Origin of the sequence: Veillonella sp. (genome assembly GCF_041333735.1) — a bacterium.
In the GTDB taxonomy this organism is placed as follows: Bacteria; Bacillota; Negativicutes; order Veillonellales; family Veillonellaceae; genus Veillonella.
Genome location: NZ_JBGKFB010000001.1, coordinates 1,856,966 through 1,880,475 on the forward strand (window position 1 = coordinate 1,856,966; position 23,510 = coordinate 1,880,475).

A 23,510-nucleotide genomic window follows, 5' to 3' on the forward strand; every position below is an offset into this window, starting at 1 on the left:
GCGAAACCTCCTATTCTTGTACAACGCGAGGTACTTTAAAGTACCCATCCTCTGCTTCTGGAGCATTGGACAAAGCTAAATCATGGTCTAAGGATGGTTTTGTTTCATCCTCTCTAAATACATTGTTCAATGGTACTGCATGAGCCATTGGTTCTACATCATTAAGCTCTAATGCATCTAGTTCAGCAACATAAGTCAAGATATCGGATAACTCTTTTTCTACATGTGCCATATGTTCTTCCTTAACTTCCAATCGTGAAAGTAAGGCGATCTTTTTAATTTCCTCTTGGCTGATTTTCATCGGAACACATCCTTTCATAATTACTTATTATAAAGCATAGATGTGTTATTTTCAAAGAAATTAACATATCTATGCTTAATGTTAAACTATAAATATTATAAACAAAATTTGTCAGTTCTTTTGCTTGTATTTTTACATTAGTATATATATCATTAAAGTAATAATATATAGACATATAATACAACTTTGCTTAAGAGGTAATATACATGACTAAACTTTTATTATTAGTACTATTTATTCTAATACCACTTACGTCAAATGCTATATCATTAAACGAATTAAGAAATAATCCTACCAAATATAAACTTGTATACTCAGATAGTTCAGGTGATCAATATGTTGATAATGATACTATTAATGTTATTAGATATGCACCACCGTACTATGTCATAAGCTCTACATCATATTTAGTATCTTATGAATATAATGTTCTATCCGAATTGCATAATACATATTTTTATGATTATAACAATAACATATCAACTTTACTTGAAAAAACGCACTCAGAGCAAGAGTTTGGTAGTCAAGTCACACAATACGCTGGTATCAAATATAAAACCAATAAAATAACTATATTTAATTATAACGGGGAGGTATATCAAGGTCCAATTTTAAGAAATGAATCGGCAAAGATTCCAAAAATATTATCGCCTGCATATGAATCCGCTATGTATTCGTTTTATAAATCTTATAATACTTATTTTAATATTCCATCAAAAATTCAAAAATTCTAATAACTTATAAGGAGTGTATTAATCCTATGATTAAAATCTTTTTCTATATATTATTAATACTATTTCCTATCACCACTAATGCCATTTCACTTCAAGAAATAAGGGATAATCCAACAAGATTCAAATACATCTATGCAGATAATAGAGGAGATGGATACGTAGATATTAGTAGTATCAATGTTATAAGATATGCACCTCCATATTATGTCATAAACTCATCTCTATATTTAGTTGATTATAGCAAAAGTGCAATAGCACAAATAAATAGTACTTATTTCTTCGACTACAGCCAGAATGTAACTTCAACTTTAGAAAAAAGTAAGAACAAAGCAGAGTTTACTAATAGAATCTTAAAATATGCAGGTATAAAACATAAGATTAATTCTATGCCAACATATGATTTTTCTGGTAACGTATTATCCACAACACCTTATTCTGGAAATATAACAACTCCAGCTCTTTTATCTCCAGCATATACAGCTGCTATGTTCTCATTTTATAATTCATATAATGAATACTTTAATCCACCAGATAAACATCAAAAGTTCTAATTATGTTTCCCAATAATCGTGATCAAAATATCATGATTATTGGGGTTTCTTTTTATAAGGAAATTAATTTTTTGATGGGACTACTTTATACCAAATGTAATAAAAAGAAATTACTATACCTGTGCAGCGACATTACGTAGGACGGAGCAAGCAGGTATAGTAATTTCTTTTTTACTAGTTAACACTAATATAACAGGGCCCCATCAAAAAATTAAATATCTTCACCCAGTTCGCGTAAGAGTTCTACAAACTCTTCTTCGTTCATAACTCGTATACCCAATTCATTTGCTTTAGTAAGCTTACTACCACTGTCTTCGCCAGCAATAACAAGGGTTGTTTTCTTAGAGACGGAACCTGTCACCTTAGCCCCATGAGCTTCAAGAATCTTACCAGCTTCACTGCGGCCCATAACTTCAAGTTTACCTGTGAGAACGACGATTTCGCCTTCCATTTGGTTGCCTGCTGCTTCAACAACATCTACAGTCATCTTAAGTCCTGCCGCTGTTAAACCTTCAATGATCTCTACATGAGCAGGATCTTGACGGTATTCAACGATACTATCTGCCATTGTAGGACCAATCTCTTCTACTGCAACGAGTTCTTCCTTAGTAATAGTCATGAATCGTTCCATAGATTTCACAACACTTGCAATTGTTCCGGCTGCCTTAGATCCAATTAGGCGAATACCGAGGCCATACAATACGCGGTCTAATCCACGAGTTTTAGAGTCTGCGATGGCTTTCACCAAATTCTCTGCAGATTTCTTACCCATCCGATCCATAGTAACTAATTGATCTACTGTTAAATGATATAAATCAACAACATTGGTGATTAATTTGTTATTGATTAGGTTTTCTACAATGCTAGGCCCGAGACCATCGATATTCATAGCATCGCGAGATGCAAAATGAATAATTTGTTCCTTTTCAATGGCAGGACAATGTTTATTCGTACAACGAACAGCGGCTTCACCTTCACGTCGAACTGTAGGCGATTCGCATACAGGACATGTATTAGGAATTGTGAAAGGCACTTCAGAACCAGTTCGTTTTTCTGGGACTACGCGGATAACCTCTGGAATAATCTCGGCTGCCTTGTGAATGATGACATGGTCACCAATACGAATATCTTTTTCATTGATGAAGTCTTGATTATGTAATGTAACACGACTTACATTCGTACCGGATACAAATACGGATTCCAACTCGCCTGTTGGCGTAAGAACACCTGTACGCCCTACATTGATAGTGATATCCTTAAGAACGGTTTCCACCTCTTCTGGAGGATATTTGTACGCTGTTGCCCATTTAGGGTCCTTAGCAGTACTGCCAAGTACCTCTTGATCATCAAAACTATTAACCTTAATTACCATACCGTCTGTGTCGTAAGGCAACTCATGACGCTTTTCACCCCAATAATTAATAGCCTCGATTACCTCGTCAATTGTTACACAAACGCGATAATGAGGATTTACAGAAAACTTAAACGTTTCTAAGCTTTGTAATAATTCCTCTTGGCTATGAATATTGGCACCCACTTCAGAACCGATTGCGTAGGCAAAGAATGCTAAATTACGACTAGCCGTAATCGCTGGATCTTGTTGACGTAAAGAACCTGCTGCTGCATTGCGAGGATTTACAAAGGTTGGTAAGCCCTCTTCATCACGTTCTTCATTAATGCGTTTAAATTCGCTATGAGGCATGTAGGCTTCACCGCGAACCTCGATAAATTCAGGTGCATTTTCGAGGTATAAAGGAATGGATTTAATAGTCCGCACATTGGCTGTAACATCTTCGCCAACGCGACCATCACCACGTGTTACAGCACGTACAAACATGCCATTTTCATAATGCAAATTGACAGCTAAGCCATCGATTTTAAGCTCTACTACATAAGCAGAAGGCTTATGACCCAATTCCTTTTCTACACGATTCGCGAACGCACGCACTTCATCAGCACTGAATACATTAGATAAGCTCAACATAGGGCGGCCATGAACGACCTTTTCAAAGGAGCCTTCCACCTTCATGCCTACCCGTTGTGTTGGGGAAGATGGCACAATATATTCAGGATGAGCTGTTTCTAAATCAACGAGCTCTCGATATTTTTTATCGTATTCAAAGTCACTCATTGTAGGAGCATCTTTTACATAGTATAAATACTGCGCATGAGTCAGCTCTTGTTGTAACTCTTTAATTCTATCTTTCGGATTCATCTTCTATCCTTTTATACAGAAAACAATTACCCCTTTTTAACAGGTGCAAATTTAGCCATTACCACACGTACACCTTGGGTTGGAAACTCAATAGTTAGCTTCATGCCAGCCCCTTCGCCAGCAACATTGATTACTTTCCCATTGCCCCACTTACTATGAATAGCTGTATCGCCAACTTTCCAGTCTGCAATCACCTCATTGCGAACAATTGGTTTTGTGACAGGGCGGCTAGTAACACTCATATGTTGTGGTACATGGCGCTTAATATCATCAGGAACTTTTCGTTTAGCACGTAAACCATCTACTAATTCTTCAGGAATTTCATCAATAAAGCGAGATGGCAAATAACTACTAGTACGTCCAAATACGGTACGCGTAGTAGCATTAGAAATATATAATTCCTTTTCAGCACGAGTAATACCTACATAGGCAAGACGACGTTCCTCTTCGATTTCCTCAGGGTTCATCAAGGTGCGGCTATGTGGGAATAAACCTTCCTCCAAGCCTCCTAAGAATACGATTGGGAACTCCAAACCTTTCGCAGCATGTAATGTCATTAAGGTCACTTTAGACTCTTCTTGCTCGAAGGAGTCAACATCATTAACGAGGGCTACTTGCTCTAAGAAATCCTCAACAGTCCCCGTTGGATTTGTATCTTGGAAGTCTTTAGCTACAGATAAAAGTTCACCAATATTCTCAGCGCGAGCCTGATCTTGTGGATCTGTACTTTCTTCCAACTGAGCCAAGTAACCAGTTCTATCTAGAATAGCCTCTAAAATATCGAGTACCGTTTTATCTTCCATTTCAGCTACAAGAGTAAAGATAAGAATGCCAAACTCTTCTAACTTTTCCTTTGTTTTACCCTTAATCGTATCTACTAGATGCAATTGTGTTAATGTCATGAACAAGGATGTGCCGTTTGCACGAGCATAGTCTTGTAGTTTAGCTACAGTAGTAGCACCAATACTACGCTTAGGTACATTGATGATGCGCAATAAGCTCAAATCATCGAATGGATTATATAACACACGTAGATATGCCAAAACGTCCTTAATTTCTTTACGATCGTAGAACTTTGTGCCCCCTACCATCGTATATGGCAGAGCCCGTTTGATGAGTGCTTCTTCAAGCACACGAGATTGAGCATTTGTACGGTACAAAATAGCCATATCACCATATGATACACCATGAATATCGTGCTTTTTAGCGATAGTATCGCCAATGAAAGCAGCTTCTTCATGTTCAGACTGAGCCGTAAAATGCTGAATTTTAGTCCCTTCTGTCTTATCTGTCCATAAATTTTTCTTAGGACGACCTTCGTTATTTTCAATTACTGCATTGGCTGCATCAAGAATAATCTTTGTAGAACGGTAGTTTTGTTCCAACTTAATAGATGTACAGTTCGGATAATCCTTTTCAAAGTCTAAGATATTTTGAATATCTGCACCACGCCAAGCGTAAATACTTTGATCAGCATCACCTACAACGGCAATATTTTTCCAATGAGATGCTAATAATTTAGCCAATAAATATTGGGCATGGTTCGTATCTTGATATTCGTCGATCATGACATAACGAAAACGCTTACTATACTTATCTAGAACAGCTTCATTAGATTGTAATAATTTTACTGCCACCAGCAAAAGGTCATCAAAGTCTAAGGCATTATTTTTGCGTAATTCCCGTTCATAATATTCATATACATCGGCTACCTTTTGTTGGTAAAAGTCCCGTGCTTGCTTTCTAAAATCAGAGGCAAATAGCAATTTATTCTTTGCATCTGAGATAGCAGCGATCATAGCACCTACAGGATAATATTTATCATCGAGGTTTAATGCCTTTAATGCAGCCTTGATAACCGCTTGAGAGTCAGATGTATCATAAATTGTAAAGTTACTGTTATAACCTAAGAAGTTATCTAGCTCAAAACGCAAGAATTTCGCACAGAAGCTATGGAATGTGCTGAGCCAAATTCGATTAGCTACATCGCCTACTAAGCCTTCTACACGACTTTTCATTTCTTTTGCCGCTTTATTGGTGAAAGTAATCGCCAAGATTTCATAAGGATTGACACCTTGAGCCAATAAATGTGCAATACGAACTGTTAAAACCTTTGTTTTACCAGATCCGGCACCGGCTAAAATCAATAAAGGGCCTTCCGTATGTTGAACGGCTTGTTGTTGCTCTTTATTTAAACCTGTTAATAATGAATTCATCGGAACACCCCTATCGCCCTTACATATACTATAATTTCATAATCATATAAATAGAGAAGAAGAACGTTGCAAGCAACGTTCTTTTCCCTTTGTATACTACTATACTATTTCATAGCACCAAGAATTGGTGGTACGATTTGTTTTTTACGAGACATAGTATTTGGCAAGAATACGCCATTGTCTTTAACTTCTTTTTCAAATGCTTTTGTTACTACAGCTTCTACATCACCGCTGAATAACAATGTAGTACTTTCATCAAGAATGTTTGTAACCATGATGTAAGATGCATCGTAGTTATTCGCAGTACGAAGAGCCTCTAGTGCAGCTACAAGCTCAGCTTGTTTAGCCAATACATCTGTTGTATCCATTACAGAAATTTGACCGATAGAAATCGTTTTACCTGCTTCGGAGAATTCTTTCATATCTGTACGAACGATATCATCGTTAGTCAAATCAGAAATATCAGCACCAGCTTTTAACATATCAAGACCATAAGACTCGATGTCAACGCCAGCGATTTCAGCCAATTTATGGGCCATTTCTTTATCTGTTTCTGTGCATGTTGGAGAACGGAATAATACAGTATCAGAAATGATAGCAGATAACATCAAGCCAGCAATATCTTTAGGAATTTCTTGATTGTTTTCCATGTACAATTTAGTAATGATTGTATTGGAGCAACCTACTGGTTCTAAACGCATGAATACAGGACCATCAGTTTCAAAATCACCAATGCGGTGATGATCTACAACACCACACATATTCATGGATTTATAACCATCGATGATTTGTTTGGATTCGTTATGGTCTGTTAAATATAAGTTGCCACCTTCTGGAGCAAACTCTTCCCAATTCTTAACGATTTGTGGGTGTTCAAAACCAAAATGATTCAATACATATGTTGTTTCTTTATTTCCTTCACCTGCACATACTGGAGTAGCTGGTGTACCCATTTGTGTTAAGAAATTAGCAAAGGAAATAGCAGAACAAATAGAATCTGTATCAGGGCTTTTATGACCTGCTACATATGTTTTTACATCACTCATAATATACCTCTTTTATATAAATTTCATACTTAATATCGACTTACGTCAATCCGATTTTTAACTATATTATTATATCATAAATTATATAAAAAAACACGCCACTACTAAGTAGTGACGTGTTTTTGTCATTCTACAAAATTATCTAATGTAAATGATTAGTCGTGATTTTTTTTGCGGTTTGTAAACAAACCAGGTCCAAGTGTTTCAATGATGATGAACAGCATTGGAATGATAAAGATACCAAACAATGTTGCTGTTGTCATCCCTGCTACTACAGTAATACCCATGGATGTACGAGCACCAGAACCAGCACCAGAAGATACTGCCAATGGCAATACACCAAGGATAAATGCAAAGGATGTCATCAAGATTGGACGCAAACGAATTTTTGCAGCTTCGATAGCAGCATCAACAACGTTCATGCCACGTTCGTCAACACGAATCTTAGCATACTCAATGATCAAAATCGCATTTTTCGCAGCCAAACCTACTAAGGTTAAAAGACCAATCTGCATATAAATATCGTTAGCTAAGGAATATCTACCTGTAAAGTTCAACAAGAATGGAACTAAAGAAGCACCAATCATACCAGATGGTACAGAGAACAATACGGCAAATGGAACCTTCCAAGATTCATACAAGGCGGCCAAGATTAAGAATACAAATACTAGACCTAAACCAAGAATCATGATGGTTTGAGAACCAGCTTTCAACTCTTCACGAGATTGACCGGCCCAGTCATATGTATAACCGGCTGGTAAAGTTTTAGCTGCCGCCTCTTTCAATGCATTAATAGCATCACCAGAGGAATAACCATTCGCTTGAGAACCACCGATTTGTACAGCCATTGCATTATCAAAACGAGTAATACTAGATGGTGTGCCAGTTTGTTCCTTCGTAATATAGTTAGATACTGGAACCATAAGGCCCTTGCTATTACGAACAGCTAGCATATTAAGCTGTTCTGCATTTTGACGGTAAGCGTCTTCAGCTTGAACTACTACTTTATAGTTTTTACCATATGTAGTGAAGTCATTGACTTGAATACTACCATAGAAACCTTGCAATGTAGTAAAGATATCAGCTAATGCCACACCATCTTGAGCCGCTTTTTCACGATTCACATCAAATTGTAAGGATGGTGTAGATGTTTCAAATGTAGTGTAAATAGATTGAATTGCTGGACTCTTACGTGCTTCTGCTAAGAATTCATTAGCATGTTCCGCCATAACTTGTGGGCTGTCACCAGCTTTGTTAATAAGGTACATGCTGAAACCACCTGTAGCCCCTAAACCTGGAATAGATGGTGGATTCAAAGCAACTACAGTTGCTTCTGGTACGCCTTTAGCAGCAAAGCCAAATGTTTGACCAACCATTGCATTAATAGATGTTGCTTGAGTTGTACGATACTTCCAGTCAGACATAGTAGCAAAGATTACACCAGCACTAGATTTTTGACCATTCCCTAAAAGGTCAAAGCCTGCTACAGTAAATACCTCTTGGAATAATTGCTCATCTTTAGGCTTTTCAGGATCATTTTTACCTTCTAAGAAAGAGGCAATTTTTTCAAGGGTCGCCATAGTACGTTCAGATGTAGCACCAGGTGGCTCATTAACAGCAATCATGTAGTAACCACTATCCTCTGCAGGTACAAAGGATGTTGGTAAGAAGTGGAATACTAAACCTGTACCACCAGCAAAGATTAATAATGCAATAACAGTTAAGCTCAAACGATGGCTTAAACGAGCCAATTGGATACCATACCAATTGCTAAAACGCTCTAAAGCTGCATTAAATTTGTTTAACTGACGATGTACCCAGTCTTCACGTTCTTTTGGTGTGTGAGGTTTTAACATCGTAGCACATAGAGCTGGTGTCAAAACAAGAGCGACAATCGCAGAAATAACAACAGATACAGCGATTGTTAAAGCAAACTGTTTGTAAAGGATACCTGTCATACCACCCATGAAGGCAACCGGTACGAATACCGCTACCAATACAAAGGCGATACCAATTACAGGTCCTTGTACATTTTCCATCGCTTTAATAGCCGCCTCTTTAGGAGGTAAGCCATTATATTTTAATTCGTATTCAACAGCCTCTACTACTACGATAGCATCGTCAACTACGAGGCCGATAGCTAGTACCATCGCAAAGAGTGTCAATGTATTAATAGAGAAATTTAATAATACGAACGCCCCAAATGTACCTAGCAAGGATACTGGCACAGCAATCATAGGAATAATTGTAGAGCGCCAAGATTGCAAGAACACATACACTACAATAAGAACGAGTAGCAATGCTTCTACAAATGTATGCTCTACCTCATTGATAGAGGCACTAACGAATTTTGTATTATCTACAACTACGTTATATTGCATATCTGGTGGGAAGGATTTAGATTGTTCATCCAATACCTTCTTAACATTAGCAATAGTTTCTAATGCATTGGCATCATTTTGAAGGGAAATAGCAAAACCTGCTACCTCTTTATGAGCTGACTTAGCAATAAAGTCATACCCTTTAGCGCCAATTTGAATGCGTGCAACATCCTTTAGATGCAACACCTTACCATTGGAACTTTTAATAGCAATGTTACCAAATTGTTCAGGTGTCACAAGACGACCTTCAATTTTGATAGGATATTGGAATGCTTGTTCCCCATTAGTAGGATTTTGACCTACCGTACCGGCTGCAGCTTGTAAGTTTTGCCCCTTAATAGCTGTCGTTACTTCAGAAATAGTAACACCAAGGTTTTGCATTTTGGCAGGATCCAACCAAATGCGCATAGCATAGTCAGAACCGAACTCTTGTACAGAACCTACACCCTTAATAGCTTTGATGGTATCCATCATATAGTTGGTACCATAGTTCTTTAAGAATGTAGAATCATACGTACCATTAGGTGAGCTTAAGGAGAATACCATCGCCATATCACCAGAAGATTTAGTAGTTGTAACACCAACTGCTTGTACCTCTGCAGGCAATTGAGCAAGTGCTGCTTGAACACGGTTTTGAGTATTAACCGTATCCATATCAGCATCTGTACCTTGATTGAACTGAACTGTCAAAGAGTAGCTACCGTTACTAGAACTACTAGATGTCATGTAGTCCATATCTTGTACGCCTACGATTTGTGTTTCAATAACACTGGCTACCGTATCATTAACAACTTGAGCCGTTGCACCTGTATAAGCAGTGTTTACACGAACTGTAGGTGGAGAAATTTGTGGATATCGAGCTATCGGAAGGCTCATCATAGAAATGAGACCTACCAAGGTAATAACAATGGCTATTACAATGGCAAAGATAGGTCGATTAATAAAGAATTTCGACACGATCTAGCCCCCTTCTATTTTGTAGCTTTTAATTGTTCTTTTGAAAGCAATTTAGCATTAACCTTCGCACCGTTTTTAACCTTAGTTAAACCATCAACGATGATTGTATCTCCAGGTGCTAAACCGGCTTTAATAATTGTATCACTACCACTTGTACCGCCAACTTCAACACTTTTTTGTTCTACTACACCATCAGCATTTACAACAAAGATAAAGTTTTTATCCATAATTTGAAGAATAGCGCGACTAGGAACAAGAATAGCATTTTTAAGTTTTTGACCAGGAGAAATTACTGTAGCAAACATATTTGGCAACAACAAATGATCAGGATTTGGGAAGGACGCTTTCAACACAAGCTTACCTGTAGATTGGTCGAGGCTTTTTGCGGCTTGAACAATAGTACCAAATTGGTTATAAGTGTCACCATCAGCAAGTTTTAATTGAATATTTGGACCATTGGAATCATCGCCAGTTGGATTTTTCATGAAGTCAAGATATTCTTGCTCTGTCATACTAAATTCAACAAAGATAGGATCGATAGAATCAATAGTTACTAATGTTGTAGAACCTGCTTGTACAAATGTACCCATATCGATATCATCCATACGTAATGTACCAGAGTATGGTGCATATACCATTGTATCGCCATAGTTATCTTGAGCAATTTTTACGGATGCTTCGTATGCTTCATAAGCGGCCTTAGCTTGTTCTACAGTACTGCGTTGTGTATCTACACGTTGTTGCGCAATAGCATCTTGTTGAGCTAATGTTTCATAACGATTAAGGTCTACTTCAGCATTTTTATAGTTTGCATTAGCTTGAGCAGCTTGTGCTTCTGCATTAGCAAGAGTAGCTTCGTATTGACGAGAATCGATACGATATAATGGCTGGCCAGCTACAACTTGCTCCCCGCCTTTAACAAATTTTTCAACTACGTAACCAGATACACGAGCATGTACAGCTACAGAGTTTTCTGCAACTACTGTACCAGCATAGGTTTGATTTACCTGTGCATCACTTGCAGTAATTTTGTATGCATTGACACTCACGTCGCCTGCTTGCTGTTGATTACTGCCACAACCAGCAACCATTACAGCGGATACAACGAGAGCCGCTAACATACGGGAATAACGGAACTTCATTATCTGTACTCCTTTACACGAAACTAATCATCTATGTGTCATAATTACATATATATCTTTATATATTTTACAGGATTCTATAGACAAAGTCAATTTTTTCGATACCCTTACACCTTTATAAAACATAGATAAAATCTGATCAAATTCATATTCATTGTGCACAATCAAAACGATAAAAATTATTGACATTTTAGATTCTTTGTGTACACATTTTCTAATTAAATATCTGTGCTCCGTGGGGAAATCAAGGGGAAATAAAGGGGAAATAAAGGGGAAATTTCAAGCGAATAAATACGTATTTAAGCAAACATATAGGAACACTAAAAAAAGCTAGAAGATTAGGTAACTACTGCGTTTGTACAGTAATCACGCCTCTTCTAGCTTTAGCTTTAATATTTGGTGGAGATGAGGGGAGTCGAACCCCTGTCCAAAAGTGTTGCCATATAGACTTCTCCGAGCACAGTCTATGATTTAGATCTCAGGTTGCTACCGCTCACAGACAAGCTACACAACCCCAGTTCATATTGTCTCGCCTAATTCATATGAACAACTGAATTAAGCCAGCCTACGGTTTGACGTCCATTCACACTTGGTAGGCACAAGTATGAGGGACGTAGCTTATGCAGCTAATGCAAAATTTTCTTCTGCGTTTAAATGTTTTCCCACCGTTTAACGGCCTCATGGAACGCCGACTCGCTATCTATACCACACGCACCCCTGTCGAAACCTTTACATCCCCGTGCGTTGGTCTAATAATTATAAGCCTATTTAGTATTACTGTCAATTATATGAGACCTTCACAGTTCAGATATATTCACTATTGTTAGACTACTCAACTTATCTAATATTGACTACTTAAGCAATCAAATGGAATTCTTTTAATACTATCTTTTTTAGATATATTATGTACTATCATAAATTTAATTGTTTCATCGCTTTATGCAATGTATGACATACATAATCAATTTGTTCTTTATTATGAGCTGCTGTAACGGTCAATCGAATTCTACTTTCACCAATAGGTACAGTAGGTGGACGAATAGCTGTTCCAATAATTCCAGACTCATATAGATAATCAGATACTGCCAGTGTATCTTCATTACTTCCGATTAGAATTGGGAAAATTGGCGTTTCATTGGTCGCATCAATTCCCATAGAAGTTAATTTATCTGCCATATAGTTTACATTTTCTTGTAAACGCCCTAAAACAGATGCATCTGTCTCAAGAATATGTAATGCAGCCAGGGCCGCTCCTATATCTGCAGGAGATAATGCGGTGGAGAATATAAAGCTACGACTCGTATTAACGAGATAATCTATGATAGTGCTATTTGCAGCTATATAACCACCAACAGATCCTAAGGATTTACTCAATGTACCGAGTTGAATATCTATCTCTTTCTCTAAATTAAAATAAGCAGCCGTACCATGACCATTACCAATTGTTCCTGTTGCATGAGCATCATCTACCATGAGCAATGCATTATAGTCACGGCTTAATTCATATAGTTTATCAAGCGGTGCAATATCCCCATCCATGCTAAATACACCATCTGTGACAATAAGCTTTCTTGCATTACGATCTACTTGCTTTAATAAATACTTTAGTTCGTCTACATCACAATGGCTATAAGCCTTTACTGCTCCTCTACTCAATCTACACCCATCAATAATACTAGCGTGATTTAAAGCATCGCTAAAAATGATGGTATGTTTATCAGCTATAGCAGAAATAGTTCCTACATTGGCCATATAACCTGTATTAAATACGAGGGCTTTTTCAGTATTCTTAAATTTTGCTAATTCATTTTCAAGATCAGTAAATAATGGAAACGTACCAGATACGAGGCGCGATCCACCAGACCCTGTACCATATTGTTGAGCTCCTTTCAGAGCCCCTTCTATTACACGGGAGTCAAAGGTAAGGCCTAAATAATTATTTGAAGCCATCATTAAATATTCTTTATCATCTCGTTTAACTCGCACTGCATCTATAGGACAATATTCTTTTAAGGTTCGTAAATTATGATTCTGTTCCTTAGCATCTAATTGCTCTTTAAAAAATTCGTACATGTTATCTCCGTTGAACAAGTACAGGAGCACTCTCCAAATACTCGATTACACTTTCACTATCTATATCAGACCGTACAAAGAAAACCCGTCCCCCTATATTAGACCCTAATTCTTTCATATGAGGAATTCGATGATATACACCATTACAAGCCACATAGCCTACTGTATAATCTGGATCATCAGACCAACATAATTCACCAACAACACCCTCTGCGGATTGAACCTTAGAGGCCAATACTAAAGCCTCCCTCATATGTTCATTGTCACCTAATGCATGAGAGTCAAAGGAGTCCATATGACTCACACGTACACCGCGATTGCCTTCATCTAAGCGTTCACCCGAAATAGCATCCACTAACATAGCGCCGCGCATGGATCTATCTAAATTTTTTAACATACCGATAGCTTTTCTAACAGCAGTTTCAGTAATAGTGGTACCTTGTAAAAGTTCCGTTGCCAATTGATGGGATTCAGGAATGCTACCAGTTTTATGTTCCTCTACCCTTAGACAGTCTATATAGGAAATCTTCTCCTGTGGAATTAAATCTACTGTAATATTTATAAAATCAGCAGTTCCTTTGCTGTGATGCAGTGCACGTTCAGCTAAGGATTGTGCTATAGCTCCAACTTCCTCTAATTTTACGATACGCTCTGCACCAGAAATATGGTGGCCCCCTTTTTCATGGGGACCACCTTGCGCTGCACGCATGCGTACACTATATAATTCATTCATTATGATACCTTACCTTTTATAATATTATTTTGATGTGCATGGCTGTGAATTTTACGGAATACTTTTACAAATACTGGAGCCATAATGACTGTAAAAATCATGCCAGGTACTGCTAATGCAACCATAGGTAATGCGGCTTTACCAATATATACGGACAAGGTTAACCGCGCTAAGGCAGATGCAATTGGACCTGAAATCATAATACCGATTAAGTGATTATGGCACATCCAAAGGATTAAACCTACAATAAGACGGAATTGCATAGCAATCATAACATTTAATATAGTTTGAGTACCTAGCGCTAAGCCGATTAAACTAGATAGACATCCACTAATAATATACTTCTTAAATCCGAATACAGCACATATTGCTACCGCCAACGGGGCCGATAATTGAAACTCTATACCTGGAATGACATTAGGTATTTTAATAGCCCCTAATACAGTAATCATAGCAGTTAAAATAGCGACCTCAGTAATGTACCGAATGTTCTGATTCATGATGTTTCTCCTCTACTTAGAAAATGTCAACCACAAACACGACTCTTTGTTTACATTATAAATTCAATATACATATTTATCAACTAAAAATACAGAGTAAGTTGACAAATATCACAAAAAAAAATCGAGCCATTATGACTCGATTTCTTTATTTTAATATTTTTGTTGTTCTTTAAGTCTCTTAGCAATATCTCGCTTAGCATCGCGTTCTGCCATATCTTGACGCTTATCATACAGCTTTTTACCAGTTACAAGACCAACGGTTACCTTTACATAACCATGACTGAAATGGAAATTGAGCGGCACTAAAGAGAATCCTTTCTCCTTAACCTGAGCATGCAGTTTATTGATTTCAGATTTATGCATCAACAATTTGCGAGTTCGTTCAGGTTCATGATTAAAACGATTTCCCTGTTCGTATGGGCTGATATGAACGCCATACAACAAAAGCTCGCCTTTATCAATACGACAAAAGCTATCCTTTAAGTTCAGTTTACCTTGGCGTATGGATTTAATTTCAGTACCTGTCAAAGCAATGCCTGCTTCATAAGTTTCATGAATATTAAAATCATGACGGGCCTTACGATTATCAGCAATAAGAGATGGACTAGATTGTTTTGCCATATATACCTCTATCGTTTACGTTTACTTTTAGATTTCTTAGATTGACTACGCTTAGTCGTTTTAGTAGACTTCTTACGACTTGATTTACCTTTACTAGATTTTTTACTGAAAGCATCGTATCTAGAATGACCAGATTTATTACTATCACGTCGTGAAGATTTTTTACTGGATTTGCCTGAAGATTTACGATCTTTACGACTACCAAAGCTATCGCGACTAGTTGCATAGTCAGAACCATTGCGCAATTGTTCTTGTATAGCCATTAGATTATTGACTTCACCTAGTACAAAGTCGATTTGTTTCTTTTCTACATCGGCTTTTACTAATGTAACAGTTACCTTTTCACCTAAATGATAGGTTTTACCTGTTCTCTTGCCTACAAGCACAAAATGTTCTTCATCGAAGAAATAGTAATCATCGTTCATCATGCTCATATGCACAAGACCATCGATACCATTTTCTAGCTCTACAAACATCCCAAAGGATGTAATGCTAGAAATAGTTCCTTCAAAGACTTCTCCCACAAATGGAACCATATATTGCGTCTTTTTAAGATCTACCGTATCTCGTTCGGCCTCTGTAGCAACTTGTTCTTGTAAAGAAGAATGTTCTACAGCCCCCACCAAGAAGGCTTCATCTACATCGCGTTTAGAATAGTCATTTTTCCAATGCATATCCGCTTTTAAAAGGCGGTGAACCATTAAGTCAGGATATCGTCTAATAGGAGATGTGAAATGCGTATAACATGTAGATGCCAAGCCAAAATGACCCACATTGTTGGTACTATATTTAGCTTGCTGCATGGAACGCAAGGTCATAATTTGAGCTACTTGCTCAATATCTTGCCCTTTTACTACATCTAAGATTTTTTGGAAATCTCGTGGTGTCACACCATCAGTACTTAGAACTAGGTTTTGACCTAAATAATTAAGCACCTTTTGGAATAAATCTAGTTTTTCCTCACTAGGATTCTCATGAATACGATATACCGATGTACGGTGTGTATGCTCTAAATGTGTAGCCACTGTTTCATTGGCAATGAGCATACATTCTTCGATAAGTCGTTCTGCCATGGTGCGATCTCGTTTTACGATGCGCAACGGTGTACCATCATGATCAAGTAATACCTTGTACTCAGGAAAATCAAAGTCCAATGCACCTCTACGACGACGCATTGCATTAAGAATTTTAGAGATTTCTGCTAAATCGCGAAGCATAGGCATAAAGTCTTGTAAATCGTCAGGAATAATATTTTCTTCCAACGCCTTATACACTTCTTTATAGCTACAACGACGGCCTACATGGATAATAGATGGTCGAATACGATAATGTACAACCTTACCAGTATGATCAATTTCCATCATACACGTCATGGCATAACGGTCTTCATGAGCATTTAAACTACAAATGCCATTGGATAAAACCTCTGGTAACATCGGTACTACTCTATCAACTAAATATACAGATGTACCACGTTTGTAAGCCTCATTATCAATAGGTTGCCCAGATGTTACATAATGACTAACATCTGCAATATGTACACCTAATTCATAATTACCATTTGGCAATTTACGACCACTCACAGCATCATCTAAATCCTTTGCGTCTTCCCCATCGATAGTAACCATTTGTACATCACGAAGGTCCCAACGATCAGGATCCTCATGAATCACAGTATCAATTTTTTTGCTAGCTTTAATGACATCGTCTGGGAAATTAAATGGAATCTTATGATTCGCCATGATGCAGTTAATATCGAGGCCTACATCACCTTTATAGCCAAGAATTTCAGTAATAATACCTTCTGGCTTTTTATCACCTTCCGGCCATTTTGTAATTTTGACTAGTACCTTTGCGCCACTACGTGCATCTAATGTATATTTTAAATCTACAAAGATATCGGTCCCTATACGCTCATCATCAGGGATAACAAAGCCAAAATGTTGTTGTCGGTCATAGGTACCTACAATCGTTTTATTAGCTCGTTCAATAACATCAACGATGACGCCTTCTCGTTTATGCTTTGTATAGTTAGAAGGTACGACGCGAACTCGAACCTTATCATTGTGCATAGCAGTCCCTTTATTTTGTTCTGCTACATATATATCTTCATCATCAGGCATGATCACAAAGCCATACGACTTACGATAGCCCTTATAAATACCTTCATATTCTTCATGTTGTTGTTCTGCATATTGATATACATCAGGTCGAGAAGATGTTAGCACCCCTTCTCGAGCAAGCATTTTGGCTGAACGAATAAACATCTCAAGATCCTTACCACCTCGAATGTGATTATCCATAGCAGCATCTTCAATATGATATGCATGTGGTTGTATAGATTTATAAAAGTCTAATACTTTCTTCTTCAAATCTTCACCTCCTTATTCTGAAAAAAGAAAAAGCCTGCAAAGCAGGCTTTCATCATTAGAATTGATTAATCATTGCCCCTAACACTAAGCTCAACACAGCAAAGATAATCCCCAATATAATCGTACATTTAGATAAGAAAGCGTCTAAACCGCGTTGCTTACCACCAAAAGAAGAGTCTGCCGCACCAGAAACAGCACCACCCATGCCTGCGTTTTTGCTATTCTGTGCAACAACTACTACGATTAATAAGATAGATACAATAACTTCTACAATCATTAAGAAATTTGTCACGACTGTCATCCTTCCTGTGTGGCTCTTGGAGAATCCAAAACCCGATGTTCTAAATACTTCTCTAATTTACGTTTAACCCTTTGTAACGCATTGTCTATAGATTTGACACTGCGATCTGTGACCTCAGCCATTTCTTGGTAAGAACGTCCGTCTAGATATCCTTCCAAGACCTCCCACTCGAGTTCACTTAAAATATGACCAATATTACGCTCAATATCATCCAATTCCTCTTGGCTGATAATAAGATCCTCAGGATTGGTAACCTTTGCTGAGGATAGCATCTCGATCAACGTACGCTCTGATTCCTCTGTATATACCGGTTTATTTAACGATACATAGGAATTTAAAGGCGCATGTTTTTGTCTTGTTGCCGACTTAATAGCCGTAATAATTTGTCTAGTTATACAAAGCTCTGCAAAAGCTCTAAAGGACGCTAGCTTATCATGTTTAAAATCTCGCGTAGCCTTATAGAGGCCAATCATTCCTTCTTGAATGATATCCTCACGATCAGCGCCTACTAAAAAGTAAGAGCGTGCCTTTGCACGAACAAAGTTTTTATATTTATTAACAATATAATCGATTGCAAACTCATTTTGCTCTTCTTGAGCTATGACCACAACTTGCTCATCAGTCATTTCTTTGAAATTGTAATCGGACTTGCGTGTATGAATGCTGTTCATATGCTCCTCCTTACAATTGAGCAGAAAAACCAATATATTCATTATACTGGAAGTATATGTGATTTTCAACTATCAATGGCCACGGCGTAACTTCTCTAGCTTTTCAGCTACTTCAGGAGATAATAAACCTCCTACTTCATTACGTCGCAAGCTAAATTGATCTCGTCTATGTTCATGAGCGTATTGTAGTCGTTCCTCTTCCTTAGCCATGCGAATCATATTTTGTAATTCTCGAGCTGGAATCCGTAAACCACCAGATCCGAGAATTTGATTTTGTTCAGCTCCATCAGAGGTTACAACATATACATTGGTATATTTGCCTTTCCGCAAAAATACCTCTCGTTCAATAAAGGAATCCGCCGTCTCTCCATCCTCAGTATAGACTTCAAGAAATCCGCTCGTAATAGCCTCTACAGAACCGCCAGACTTTGTATATTTACCATCAAACACAAGGATAACTTCGTATCCCTTGAATTTTCCGTAGTTTAACAATCTATCTCTAAGCTCCATACGGGCATGTTCTAATGACTCATGAGCCAATTTCTTTAGATGAGTCCAGGCGAATATCACATTATATCCATCTACAATTAAGATATCTTTTAACATAATTATTTCGCTTGTCGTTGACGAACCGCTTCATACATAAGAACGGCGGCTGCAACAGATGCATTCAAAGAATTTAAATTCCCATACATAGGGATGGTAACGAGGAAATCACAAGCCTCTTTCACAACGCGGCTAATGCCCTTACCTTCATTACCGATAACGATAACTGTAGGAATTGTCATATCCGCCTCGTATAAGGTACGATCACCTTCCATATGAGCGCCCATAACCCAAAAACCTTGTTTTTGAAGTTGTTTAATAGTTTGAGCTACATTCCCAACCTGTACAAGTGGAATTTGTTCAATAGCACCTGCCGATGTTTTAGCTACGGTAGCATTAATAGGAGCATTGTGACGCTTAGGAATGAGTACGGCCGTAGCCCCTACACATTCCGCAGTACGGATAATTGCGCCCATGTTATGTGGATCCTCAACACCATCTGTTAGGATAAGCAAAGGGACATCATGATTCGTCTCTTGTAGTACTTCACCGAGTTCCTTAAATTGAACAGCAGAAACAAGAGCAATAACACCTTGGTGTGGTACCTCTAAATCATATTTATTCATTTGTTTGATAGGTGTTGGACGCACTTCAATGCCTTGAGATTTAGCAAGGCCAACAATATCAGCTAGACCTGTTTTAACCTTATCTTCACTGACCATAATGCGCTGGATGGAACGACCACTTTTAAGGGCCTCTTTAACCGCATTGCGACCTACAATATAATTATCCATACTACATACCTCGTAGAGTTATTGAAAAGGCTTGCTTCATAACATCTTGTAAGCGCTCATCTTGACGCGTTTCATAAAGAAATCCAAGTACGGCTTCAAAGGCTGTACTACTACGATACTCTTGAACAGAACTACTTTTAGGCACATTTACATTACTATTTCTAGCACGTCTTGCAATAGCTTGTTCTTGTTCTGTGAAAGTATCCTCTATTTCAAGCAATACCTTCGCTTGTGACTTAGCACAAATAAACTCAGTAACAATGGTGTGCAACACTTGTACCTTGGATATATTCATTTGTACTACTCGTTCACGAACATACATGGAGTATACGGCATCGCCAATATAGGCAAGCATAACTGCATCTGCACTGAGGCACTCCTCAATAGTTCGTTTACGCAAACGAAGCGGCTCTTGTTCAAGAGCCGTCAACTTTTTTATTGCTTCATTCTTTAAGAATTGAAATTGTTTAAACTTCACGTTTTTTCCACCGTGCACCTTGAGGGGAATCCTCAATGGTAATACCGATTTCAGCCAAACGATCGCGGATACAATCAGCTAATGCCCATTGTTTTTGATCGCGACATGCTTGACGTACAGACAAGATCACTTGCATTAATTCTTCATATTCAGCAGCGTTAGCACCTGTGTTGCCTTCCCATGCTTTTTCAAGAATACCAATTACTTCTGTCATGAACTTGAAGATACGTTTTACTTCAGCAATAGCTTCTTGGCAAACAACACCTTCACGACCTGTTACAGCTTGATAGTAAATGTTGATCTCTTTAGCAAGACCGAACATGCTAGATGTTGCTAACGCAGTATTGAAGTCATCGCTCATAGCTGCTTCGAATTCTTCTTCATACTCTTTAGCTTTTTCTAATAAGTGTTGCGCTTCATCACATGGACCTGGTTCACATTTTTCAAGGTACAATAGATTTTCAATAGCAGTGCTTAATCGTTCTAAAGATTTATTTGCTTCTTCTAAACGTTCATCAGAGAAATCTAATGGACTACGATAATGTGTACTCAACAAGAAGTAGCGCAATGCATCTGGACTATATTGTTCTAAAATATCTTTTACCAAGAAGAAGTTATTCAAGGATTTAGACATTTTTTCAGAATTAATAGTAATAAAACCATTGTGTAACCAATAGCGTACAGATGGATGTTGACCAGAACAACCTTCAGATTGAGCAATTTCGTTTTCATGATGAGGGAAGATCAAATCGCTACCACCACCATGGAAGTCAAATTCTGTACCTAAATATTTTTGGCTCATCGCAGAACATTCAATATGCCAGCCTGGACGACCGTTACCCCAAGGACTTTCCCAATATGGTTCACCTGGTTTTGCTGCTTTCCATAATGCAAAATCCATAGGATTTTTCTTACGGCCATCAACTTCGATACGAGCACCGGCTTCCATATCATCTAATGTACGGCCAGATAACTCACCATAATGTTCAAATTTATCAACGCTATAATATACATCGCCATCGAGTTCATAAGCATAGCCTTTTTCAATCAATGTAGAAATCATAGCGATAATGTCTTCGATATGTGTAGAAACACGAGGATAAATATCAGCACGTTGTACACCAAGTGCATCCATTACTTCAAAATAGCTATCAATATAACGGTTTGCAATAGTATCCCAGGATACACCTTCACCATTAGATGTATTGATGATCTTATCATCTACATCTGTAAAGTTTTGTACATATGTTACTTTATAGCCTACATGTTTCATATAGCGACGAATTACGTCCCATGTTACGAATGGACGTGCATTGCCAATATGAGGATGGTTATATGGTGTAACACCACATACGTACATCTTTGCCTCACCTGGTGTTACAGGATTAAACACCTCTTTTTGGCGCGTCATAGTATTATAAACTGTAATTTCTCTCATCGTTACCGATGCCTCCATGTTCGTAAAATAAAAAAGACCCCTCATCTCATACAGAGACGATGGTCCGCGGTTCCACTCTGTTAGGTACCAATGTAGTACCCACTCATCGCATAACGGCGCGTCACCGGACAAACCTACCTATAATCGGAGTGTCAGCTCGTGAATGCATTTCGTCTACCTATCCTTGAACCCTCCCACCATCGGTTCTCGCTAAAAAGTTAGTTGTAGAGTACTTCTTTCAGTCTCAGCTATTAGTAATCATCTATATTCAGATATGTAAATATTGTATCAATTATCCTATAGAATGTCAATGAGAACAAGAAAATCCTCACCTTTCAACATATCCTGCTAGCCTATGATACATGCGTATTTCGACTATATAATTTGAAAGATGAGGACGAAGTATTACCTATTAAGCATTTTCTAATTTTTCTTGATCATCATGTTTACGGCAAATACCTGCAAAGATAGAGCCTGTAAAGTTATGGATGATAGAGAACACTGCACCTGCTACTGCTGCTTGGGGTGTAAAGTGTTTAAGTGCTAAAGATACGGATAATGCAGAGTTTTGCATTGCCACTTCAATTTGCATCGCACGACGGGAAGAAATATCGATGCTAAGGGCCTTACAAATGAAGTACGTTACTACGTAACCACTCACATTTTGTACCAAGCAAGCTACGAAGATGATGAAACCAGTTTCAGCAATTTGTTTTTGGTTTACTGCAGTTACAGCAGCCAAGATTAACAATACTGCAATAGCCGCAATTGTAGGACATACAGATTTAACAAGTTCGATTTTAGAACCGATGAAGTAATTCAATACGATACCCAAGATGATTGGTACCAATACGATTTTTACGATAGAAATAAACATCGGCATGAATTGAATTTCAATGGAAGATGTAGCACCTGCATAGAGTACAACGAATAAAGGTGTCAAAATCGGAGCCAATAATGTAGAAACAGTCGTTGCAGATACAGATAAAGGAACATTACCATTCGCAAGGAATGTCATAACATTAGAAGCTGTCCCGCCAGGACATGCACCTAACAAGATGAAGCCGATACCAATTTCCGGCGGGAAATTAAAGATAAGAGCCACCAAGAAACCTGCCAATGGCATCCATAAGAATTGGATAACAGATACAAGAATAACCTTCATTGGTTGCTTAAATACATCAAGGAAAACTTGTGCTGTTAATGTTAACCCCATGGCAAACATAACAAATTGAAGCATGTACGCAATGTACGGTGTCATCCAAGAAAATACAGTTGGTAATAAATACGCTAACACTGCCATCAATAGCACGATCCATGAAAGATAGCTATTGAATAAGTGATTAAGAGAACGAATAATACTCATAAAAGCACTCACTTTCATAATAAATAAAAATAAAAGACGCCGATTATTATAGCATTTCTATTGAATAATCT

20 protein-coding genes, 1 other RNA gene and 1 other annotated feature are annotated in these 23,510 nt (G+C 37.8%); of the genes, 2 read left to right on the forward strand and 19 right to left on the reverse strand.

What is annotated here, in order from left to right; translation table 11 throughout:
• Nucleotides 1–10 precede the first annotated feature (10 nt).
• Nucleotides 11–301 carry an Asp-tRNA(Asn)/Glu-tRNA(Gln) amidotransferase subunit GatC gene (gatC, locus tag ACDF53_RS08590; RefSeq protein ID WP_295216830.1) on the reverse strand — a complete coding sequence of 97 codons (291 nt, stop codon included), beginning with the start codon at nucleotides 299–301 and terminating at the stop codon, nucleotides 11–13.
• A gap of 206 nt (nucleotides 302–507) precedes the next feature.
• On the opposite strand from gatC, the gene ACDF53_RS08595 reads away from it, so the two are divergent.
• Complete coding sequence (locus tag ACDF53_RS08595) at nucleotides 508–1,035, forward strand: hypothetical protein (protein WP_227720394.1); 528 nt, start codon at nucleotides 508–510, stop codon at nucleotides 1,033–1,035.
• 26 nt (nucleotides 1,036–1,061) lie between these two features.
• Nucleotides 1,062–1,586 (forward strand): hypothetical protein, encoded by a 525-nt coding sequence (locus tag ACDF53_RS08600; RefSeq protein ID WP_370816034.1) that lies wholly within the window; start codon nucleotides 1,062–1,064, stop codon nucleotides 1,584–1,586.
• 211 nt (nucleotides 1,587–1,797) lie between these two features.
• Here ACDF53_RS08600 and ligA read toward each other — a convergent pair whose 3' ends face one another.
• The 18 genes from ligA to ACDF53_RS08690 all read right to left on the reverse strand — a co-directional run bounded on the left by ligA (nucleotide 1,798) and on the right by ACDF53_RS08690 (nucleotide 23,439).
• Entirely contained in the window at nucleotides 1,798–3,801 is a 2,004-nt protein-coding gene (gene ligA / locus ACDF53_RS08605) for an NAD-dependent DNA ligase LigA (RefSeq protein ID WP_370816035.1), read from the reverse strand.
• 26 nt (nucleotides 3,802–3,827) lie between these two features.
• Nucleotides 3,828–6,017, reverse strand: coding sequence for a DNA helicase PcrA (gene pcrA, locus ACDF53_RS08610; RefSeq protein WP_370816037.1), 2,190 nt, complete (start codon nucleotides 6,015–6,017; stop codon nucleotides 3,828–3,830).
• Between the two features lie 104 nt (nucleotides 6,018–6,121).
• Nucleotides 6,122–7,063 carry a manganese-dependent inorganic pyrophosphatase gene (locus tag ACDF53_RS08615; RefSeq protein ID WP_370816038.1) on the reverse strand — a complete coding sequence of 314 codons (942 nt, stop codon included), beginning with the start codon at nucleotides 7,061–7,063 and terminating at the stop codon, nucleotides 6,122–6,124.
• Between the two features lie 155 nt (nucleotides 7,064–7,218).
• Nucleotides 7,219–10,401, reverse strand: a complete 3,183-nt coding sequence (locus tag ACDF53_RS08620) for an efflux RND transporter permease subunit (protein ID WP_370816039.1) — start codon at nucleotides 10,399–10,401, stop codon at nucleotides 7,219–7,221.
• A 14-nt stretch (nucleotides 10,402–10,415) separates the two neighbouring features.
• The gene (locus ACDF53_RS08625; RefSeq protein ID WP_370816040.1) at nucleotides 10,416–11,543 is read right to left on the reverse strand and encodes an efflux RND transporter periplasmic adaptor subunit; all 1,128 of its coding nucleotides are present in this window, start codon (nucleotides 11,541–11,543) and stop codon (nucleotides 10,416–10,418) included.
• 397 nt (nucleotides 11,544–11,940) lie between these two features.
• Nucleotides 11,941–12,282, reverse strand: a transfer-messenger RNA (tmRNA) gene (gene ssrA, locus ACDF53_RS08630).
• Nucleotides 12,283–12,455: 173 nt separating this feature from the next.
• Nucleotides 12,456–13,616 carry an 8-amino-7-oxononanoate synthase gene (gene bioF / locus ACDF53_RS08635; protein ID WP_370816041.1) on the reverse strand — a complete coding sequence of 387 codons (1,161 nt, stop codon included), beginning with the start codon at nucleotides 13,614–13,616 and terminating at the stop codon, nucleotides 12,456–12,458.
• A 1-nt stretch (nucleotide 13,617) separates the two neighbouring features.
• Entirely contained in the window at nucleotides 13,618–14,349 is a 732-nt protein-coding gene (locus tag ACDF53_RS08640) for a 6-carboxyhexanoate--CoA ligase (RefSeq protein WP_370816043.1), read from the reverse strand.
• Nucleotides 14,349–14,849: a hypothetical protein gene (locus ACDF53_RS08645; RefSeq protein WP_370816044.1), complete on the reverse strand. Its 501-nt coding sequence runs from the start codon at nucleotides 14,847–14,849 to the stop codon at nucleotides 14,349–14,351. Before ACDF53_RS08645 ends, ACDF53_RS08640 begins: the two co-directional genes overlap by 1 nt.
• Nucleotides 14,850–15,002: 153 nt before the next feature.
• Entirely contained in the window at nucleotides 15,003–15,473 is a 471-nt protein-coding gene (smpB, locus tag ACDF53_RS08650; protein ID WP_004697155.1) for an SsrA-binding protein SmpB, read from the reverse strand.
• Between the two features lie 8 nt (nucleotides 15,474–15,481).
• Nucleotides 15,482–17,845, reverse strand: coding sequence for a ribonuclease R (gene rnr / locus ACDF53_RS08655; RefSeq protein WP_370816046.1), 2,364 nt, complete (start codon nucleotides 17,843–17,845; stop codon nucleotides 15,482–15,484).
• Between the two features lie 55 nt (nucleotides 17,846–17,900).
• Nucleotides 17,901–18,137, reverse strand: a complete 237-nt coding sequence (gene secG / locus ACDF53_RS08660) for a preprotein translocase subunit SecG (RefSeq protein ID WP_004695991.1) — start codon at nucleotides 18,135–18,137, stop codon at nucleotides 17,901–17,903.
• A gap of 5 nt (nucleotides 18,138–18,142) precedes the next feature.
• Nucleotides 18,143–18,817, reverse strand: coding sequence for an RNA polymerase sporulation sigma factor SigH (gene sigH / locus ACDF53_RS08665; protein ID WP_105089260.1), 675 nt, complete (start codon nucleotides 18,815–18,817; stop codon nucleotides 18,143–18,145).
• A gap of 72 nt (nucleotides 18,818–18,889) precedes the next feature.
• Nucleotides 18,890–19,423: an NYN domain-containing protein gene (locus ACDF53_RS08670; RefSeq protein ID WP_156718951.1), complete on the reverse strand. Its 534-nt coding sequence runs from the start codon at nucleotides 19,421–19,423 to the stop codon at nucleotides 18,890–18,892.
• Nucleotides 19,424–19,425: 2 nt separating this feature from the next.
• The gene (rlmB, locus tag ACDF53_RS08675; RefSeq protein ID WP_004697367.1) at nucleotides 19,426–20,157 is read right to left on the reverse strand and encodes a 23S rRNA (guanosine(2251)-2'-O)-methyltransferase RlmB; all 732 of its coding nucleotides are present in this window, start codon (nucleotides 20,155–20,157) and stop codon (nucleotides 19,426–19,428) included.
• A 1-nt stretch (nucleotide 20,158) separates the two neighbouring features.
• On the reverse strand, nucleotides 20,159–20,635 hold the full coding sequence (locus tag ACDF53_RS08680) for a Mini-ribonuclease 3 (protein ID WP_105089262.1): 477 nt from the start codon (nucleotides 20,633–20,635) through the stop codon (nucleotides 20,159–20,161).
• Nucleotides 20,625–22,073: a cysteine--tRNA ligase gene (gene cysS / locus ACDF53_RS08685; RefSeq protein WP_060924285.1), complete on the reverse strand. Its 1,449-nt coding sequence runs from the start codon at nucleotides 22,071–22,073 to the stop codon at nucleotides 20,625–20,627. Before cysS ends, ACDF53_RS08680 begins: the two co-directional genes overlap by 11 nt.
• A 49-nt stretch (nucleotides 22,074–22,122) precedes the next feature.
• Nucleotides 22,123–22,328: a binding site (T-box leader), on the reverse strand.
• Nucleotides 22,329–22,485: 157 nt separating this feature from the next.
• Nucleotides 22,486–23,439 (reverse strand): bile acid:sodium symporter family protein, encoded by a 954-nt coding sequence (locus ACDF53_RS08690; protein WP_370816049.1) that lies wholly within the window; start codon nucleotides 23,437–23,439, stop codon nucleotides 22,486–22,488.
• Between the last annotated feature and the right edge of the window lie 71 nt (nucleotides 23,440–23,510).